This window comes from Alkalihalobacillus alcalophilus ATCC 27647 = CGMCC 1.3604 (genome assembly GCF_000292245.2).
In the GTDB taxonomy this organism is placed as follows: domain Bacteria; phylum Bacillota; class Bacilli; order Bacillales; family Bacillaceae_D; genus Alkalihalobacillus; species Alkalihalobacillus alcalophilus.
In genome coordinates, this window is the sequence record NZ_ALPT02000139.1 from 1 (window position 1) to 4,996 (window position 4,996).

At 39.2% G+C, this 4,996-nt stretch carries 6 protein-coding genes; 5 read left to right on the plus strand and 1 reads right to left on the minus strand.

Going from position 1 to position 4,996, the window contains the following annotated elements:
* The first annotated feature begins 547 nt into the window (after positions 1–547).
* The 5 genes from hprK (at position 548) to BALCAV_RS20525 (ending at position 4,561) form a co-directional block, all read left to right on the plus strand.
* Positions 548–1,483: an HPr(Ser) kinase/phosphatase gene (hprK, locus tag BALCAV_RS20505; protein ID WP_004427687.1), complete on the plus strand. Its 936-nt coding sequence runs from the start codon at positions 548–550 to the stop codon at positions 1,481–1,483.
* Positions 1,484–1,547: 64 nt separating this feature from the next.
* On the plus strand, positions 1,548–2,411 hold the full coding sequence (gene lgt / locus BALCAV_RS20510) for a prolipoprotein diacylglyceryl transferase (protein WP_004427685.1): 864 nt from the start codon (positions 1,548–1,550) through the stop codon (positions 2,409–2,411).
* A 38-nt stretch (positions 2,412–2,449) separates the two neighbouring features.
* Positions 2,450–3,412, plus strand: a complete 963-nt coding sequence (locus BALCAV_RS20515; RefSeq protein ID WP_004427683.1) for a nucleoside recognition domain-containing protein — start codon at positions 2,450–2,452, stop codon at positions 3,410–3,412.
* Positions 3,402–4,049 (plus strand): pyrophosphatase PpaX, encoded by a 648-nt coding sequence (gene ppaX, locus BALCAV_RS20520; RefSeq protein WP_004427681.1) that lies wholly within the window; start codon positions 3,402–3,404, stop codon positions 4,047–4,049. The genes BALCAV_RS20515 and ppaX overlap by 11 nt, the downstream gene beginning before the upstream one ends.
* Positions 4,046–4,561 (plus strand): acyltransferase, encoded by a 516-nt coding sequence (locus tag BALCAV_RS20525; RefSeq protein WP_004427679.1) that lies wholly within the window; start codon positions 4,046–4,048, stop codon positions 4,559–4,561. Before ppaX ends, BALCAV_RS20525 begins: the two co-directional genes overlap by 4 nt.
* Here the strand turns inward: BALCAV_RS20525 and BALCAV_RS22980 are convergent.
* On the minus strand, positions 4,558–4,996 hold a 439-nt coding region (locus BALCAV_RS22980; protein WP_235213162.1), incomplete at its 5' end, for a hypothetical protein. The two genes, BALCAV_RS20525 and BALCAV_RS22980, sit on opposite strands and share 4 nt — an antisense overlap.

Below are 4,996 nucleotides of genomic sequence, written 5' to 3' on the forward strand. Positions count from 1 at the left end.
TTGTTACAAACGGAAAGTCATAAAGAACAATTAGCCAATGCCATTGTATATTCTATTAAAGGTTACTAGTCTAATAGATTTTACAGATTAAAAGGAACAGAGATTTAGCCGATGTATCGGTGTTGAATTGTCACAATATATAGAAGATAAGAGCTTTGAACGAGTTGGTACTGAGGTCATTTGAACTTATGTGCCAACTTTTTTGATCGTTAGTGGAGAATGATAAGAATTCAGGGGGGAAGTCTGAGGCAATGAGAGTGCTCTAACATGTCGCTCTAACATGTCGCTTCAATATGGCTTCACTGATGGAGTTTGTGAAATGGAATTAAGAAAATGAGAGTTTTATTTGAAAACATGATAAAATGGAAGGCATAGTTTAGCACCAAGCATTTTATGAGGGAAATGAATTTTTTGTCCGTATGATGTTTGGACAAGGTAGAGCAAATAAGATATTCGAATTGTGGTTATTTGCCAGAAATGAAGGCAAAAACAGGCAAGTGAATCATCATCTTCAGAGTGTAGATTATTAAGTAAGGTGGGGGCTTTTGTGGGTAAAGTGAATGCGAATGATTTAATCGAGAGGTTTCAATTTGAATTGCTTGCTGGGGAAGAGGGAATTTATCGTCCAATTACGACGAGTGATATTTCGCGGCCAGGGATTGAAATGGCTGGTTTTTTTACGTATTATCCAGCAAAAAGAATTCAGTTAATTGGGATAACAGAGCTTTCCTTTTTTGAACGTTTAGCGACGGAGGAAAAGAAGGAACGGATGTTAAATTTATGTACATATGATACACCTGCAATCATTTTGTCGCGTGGGCTGGAAGTTCCTCCCGAATTAGTTGAGGCGGCTGAGGAAAATGGGGTGCCGTTACTAAGATCGCCAATGACGACAACTCGTTTAAGTGGCAGGATTACCGATTATCTTGAGAGTGAGCTTGCACCGATGACAGCGGTTCATGGGGTGTTAGTCGATATTTACGGAATAGGGGTTCTAATCACCGGAAGTAGTGGAGTTGGTAAAAGTGAGACGGCTCTTGACCTGATTCGTCGTGGACATCGATTGGTCGCTGATGACTCTGTTGAAATTCGTCAAGAGCATGGAAATACTTTGATTGGAAAACCACCCGAGTTGCTTCAACATTTGCTTGAAATTCGTGGGTTAGGGATTATTAACGCGATGACGTTATTTGGTGCGGGGGCGGTTCGTCCACATAAACGAATTGTGCTTTGTATTCATTTAGAGCTTTGGGATCAAAAGAAAGCCTATGATCGATTAGGGCTTGAGGAAGAAATGATTAAAATTATGGATACGGATGTTCCGAAATTAACGATTCCTGTTCGACCTGGTCGAAATCTTGCTGTTTTAATTGAAGTGGCGGCGATGAATCATCGTTTGAAAAAGTTAGGCTTTAATGCCGCACAAGATTTTTCGACAAGATTAACCGAGCTTATTGAAGAAAGTGATAATGAAGAGTATTAAACCGCTAGCGAAGTTTGTTTTAATCTAGAAGGAAAAATGACTAGAAATTATTAGAGGTGGAAATATGAATGAACCATTAAATCGAGTCTTTTTAGATATAGGACCATTGACCATTTATTGGTATGGGCTCATTATTATGTTTGGTGTTTTTGTTGGTTATTTAATCGCAGCGAAGGAAACGAAACGCCTTGGATTACCAAAGGATACATTTGCTGATCTATTATTATTTGCCGTGCCGATTGCGATTATCTCAGCTCGCCTGTATTATGTGATTTTTCGCTGGGATCAATTTGCTGATAATCCGATTAGTGCCTTTTACATTTGGGAAGGTGGTATCGCGATTCACGGAGCATTGATTGGTAGTGTGTTAACCGCTTATTTCTTTACTAAAAGAAAAGAGTTGTCTTTTTGGCAAATTACCGATATTGCGGCCCCGAGTATTTTGCTTGGTCAGGCTATTGGCCGCTGGGGGAACTTCATGAACCAAGAGGTATATGGAGGCGAAGTAACGAGAGAATTCCTTGAAGGCCTTTATTTACCAGAATTTATTATTAATCAAATGTATATTAATGGTACCTATTACCATCCGACGTTTTTATATGAGTCGATTTGGAGTATAATCGGAGTTGTAATTTTATTATACTTACGTCGTTTGAATTTGCGTCAAGGGGAAATTTTCTTAACCTATGTTGTTTGGTATTCAGTCGGTCGTTTCTTTATCGAGGGTATCCGTTTAGATTATTTACTGATTGGTAATGTCTTGAAAACGGCTCAAGTTATTTCGATTATCTTGGTGCTTTGGGCGATTATTACGTTCATTTACCGTAGACTACAGCCAGATACACCGAGGTATTTAGATTTACCACCTAGTTTGCAAAAACAAAAAGTAAATAAAAAGAATCCAAATAAGAAGAAAAAGAAAAAATAGAGAGACAAAAGAGAGAAATGGTGATGAGGAGTGGTTCAATGGGTATGTTAAAACGAGGGTTGCTCGTAGGCTTACAAACAACTTGGTCATTAGCAAAAATTATTTTTCCAATAACATTGATTGTTACGATTTTAGGGCATACGCCTGTTTTAGGTTGGATTGCTCATTTGCTTGCTCCTTTTTTAGGGGTAATAGGATTGCCTGGAGAAGCAGCGATTCCACTAGTTGTGGGGAATTTCTTGAACTTATACGCAGGAATTGGGGCGATTTTATCACTGGAATTAACGGTTAAAGAAGTGTTTATTTTAGCGTTAATGCTCTCGTTTTCGCATAATTTAATTATCGAATCGGCTGTAGCCAAAAAGGTTGGTTTAAGAGTTTCGGTTGTATTAGCCGTTCGAATTGGGCTTGCTTTAGTAGCGGCATTTTTAGTGAATATTTTTTGGCAAGGTGGTCAAGAAACGGCACAATATGGCTTTATTGGAACCTCTGACTCAGCCGCAGCAGAGCCAGTAACGGGCTGGTTTGCGATTGCTTGGTCTGGAATCGAAAGTGCTTTATATGGTTCTCTTCAATTAGCCTTGATTGTCATTCCGTTAATGATGGTCATCCAAATAATGCGTGAGAAAAATTGGCTGAGGCTGATTGCGAAGGCGATGTCGCCATTTACTAGGCTGTTGGGGATTCGTGAAAATACATCGACGACACTTGCTTCTGGTTTAACGATTGGTTTAGCTTACGGTGCAGGAGTGATGACCCAAGCAGTGAAGGAGGATGGAGTGAAAAAGAAAGATTTATATTTAGTCTTTATTTTCCTTGTGGCCTGTCATGCTGTGGTGGAGGATACGGTTGTCTTTATCCCACTAGGTATACCGGTTCTGCCACTCCTCATCATTCGTCTTGTCACGGCAATTGTGTTAACGATGATTATTGCTTTTGTTTGGAAACGCATTGAACAAAAAAGAACTCATCAAGGAAAGGAAGCCACATATGAGCATTAAAACACTATTATTTGATTTAGATGGAACGTTGATTAATACAAATGATTTAATTATTGCTTCATTTTTGCATACGTTAGAACAGTATCAACCTGGCCGTTATAAACGTGAGGATGTCATCCCGTTTATTGGTCCACCGCTTGTTGATAGTTTTCAACAGGTCGACCCCGAAAAAACGGAAGAAATGATTGCTGTATACCGTACGTTTAATCATGCAAAACATGATGAGCTTGTCACTGAGTATGAAGGAGTTTATGAAGCGATCGAAGCCTTACATAAACAAGGTTTCAAACTTGCCGTTGTCACATCAAAAATTAGTCAAACCGCCCATATGGGGTTAAAGTTAACGGGATTAGACAAGTTCTTTGATGTTGTAGTTGCCCTTGATCATGTTAAAAAAAGCAAACCAGATCCAGAGCCGATCGATTTAGCTTTAGAGCAGCTTGGCTCTACTAGGGAGGAAGCGATCATGGTTGGCGATAGCCATTTTGATATTTTAGCAGGGAAAAATGCGAATATGAAAACAGCGGCAGTTGCTTGGACGATTAAAGGGGAAGAAGTTCTTCGCTCCTACAATCCAGACTTTATGTTAGAGGATATGCGTGATTTACTTGATATTGTCGGAGTTACCCAAAAATGAGCCGAAAAACGGAGCGATACCTTGTAACGCAATCGAATTCACTGTGGCAAATTTATAAAACCGTTCCTTTTTGGAAGGTCGTCAAAAATTTTGTCTTTATTCAAATTGCACGTTACATGCCTTTTTTAAAGGTGAAAAATTGGATTTATCGTACTTTTTTGCGGATGAAGGTTGGCGAGGAGACAGCGGTTGCGTTAATGGTCATGATGGACATTATGTTTCCCGAGAAAATTTCGATTGGGAGAAATAGCATCATTGGTTATAATACAACGATTCTTTCTCATGAATATTTAATTAAAGAATATCGTCTCGGTAATGTAAACATTGGTGATGAAGTGATGATTGGAGCGAATACAACGATTTTACCTGGCGTCACAATTGGTGACGGAGCAGTTGTCTCCGCCGGAACACTCGTTCATCGTGATGTACCAGCCGGAGCCTTTGTTGGTGGCAATCCAATGGTCATAATTAAAGAAGGATTAGAAAAAAACAAAATAGAGCTTGAGCATTAGAGGTAAATTCTTATGCTCAGGCTTTTTTTGTTATGGGAAGAGTGCACGAGCTTTGATTGGTAATGAAAATTTGTGCTGTGAGGAATTAGAGTGCGAATAAAGCGGATAAGTAATGAAAAAGTGGCAGTGAGTGAATTAGGGTGCGAATAATGGGGGATAGGTAATGAAAAGCTGTGCAGTGCCAAATTAGAGTTCGAATAAACTGGGATAAGTAATGAAAAGCTGTGCTGTGAGAAATTAGAGTTCGAATAAAGTGGGATAAGTAATGAAAAGCTGTGCAGTGCCAAATTAGGGTGCGAATAAACTGGGATAAGTAATGAAAAGCCGAGCAGTGCCAAATTAGAGTGCGAATAAACTGGAATAAGTAATGAAAAGCCGAGCAGTGCCAAATTAAGGTGCGAATAAAGTGGGATAAGTAATGAAAAGCTGTGCTGT